We start from the raw sequence: 746 nt of genomic DNA, 5'->3' as shown, positions 1-746 counted from the left end.
GATCACTTTTATATTGTTGAATCCATTTATAGATCGTATTTTCGTGAATTCCTAGTTCCGCTTCCAAACTGGGGCAGGTACGAGCTCCACTTAGGTAGAGTTTCACGATATCTTTTTTGAACTCTGCATCAAATCGTTGGCCTTTCATGTAGGACACCTCCTGACTTTATTGTACCAGCCATTCTTGGTGTCCGCAAAAGCCATTACAGTTCAATTCCTTATAGGTAGTCTATCAACTTATTACTAAGTGGTGGATTTACCGTCGACGGATTTGTTTCAATTCCTTATAGGTAGTCTATCAACGGGAGAAGAAGACCTGGATGCGGCTCTGGAAGCCTAGTTTCAATTCCTTATAGGTAGTCTATCAACCCTGGCAGAGTTCTGGAGAAGCCCCATAGAGGCACCCGTTTCAATTCCTTATAGGTAGTCTATCAACCCCTGATCAACAACTGACTGAGAACCTTTACACTCGGTTTCAATTCCTTATAGGTAGTCTATCAACTATAGATAACAGCAAGGTCTTTCACAACGTCTGTAGTTTCAATTCCTTATAGGTAGTCTATCAACGTTAGAACGCACTGACGGCTTGCACCTGATAGCTGTAGTTTCAATTCCTTATAGGTAGTCTATCAACGGCCGGATTCTCCGCCAGGCCCCAATCTTCATTAACAAGTTTCAATTCCTTATAGGTAGTCTATCAACGACTAAATACTGCTTAAAGTATGTTACCCTGATAAAGGTTTCAA

The 746-nt window shown here is 41.3% G+C and carries 1 protein-coding gene and 1 CRISPR repeat array; the gene reads right to left on the bottom strand.

Going from position 1 to position 746, the window contains the following annotated elements; all coding sequences use genetic code 11:
• The coding region (locus tag P22_RS21595) for a transposase (protein WP_156319075.1) at positions 1-148 on the bottom strand (148 nt) is incomplete at its 3' end.
• Between the two features lie 59 nt (positions 149-207).
• Positions 208-702: a CRISPR direct-repeat array (repeat unit 30 nt; unit sequence GTTTCAATTCCTTATAGGTAGTCTATCAAC).
• Positions 703-746 lie beyond the last annotated feature (44 nt).

The organism is Propionispora sp. 2/2-37 (assembly GCF_001298735.1).
Classification (GTDB): Bacteria; Bacillota; Negativicutes; order Propionisporales; family Propionisporaceae; genus Propionispora.
Note: the sequence above shows the minus strand (reverse complement) of the source record. Positions and strands in the feature narration are given on the sequence as shown.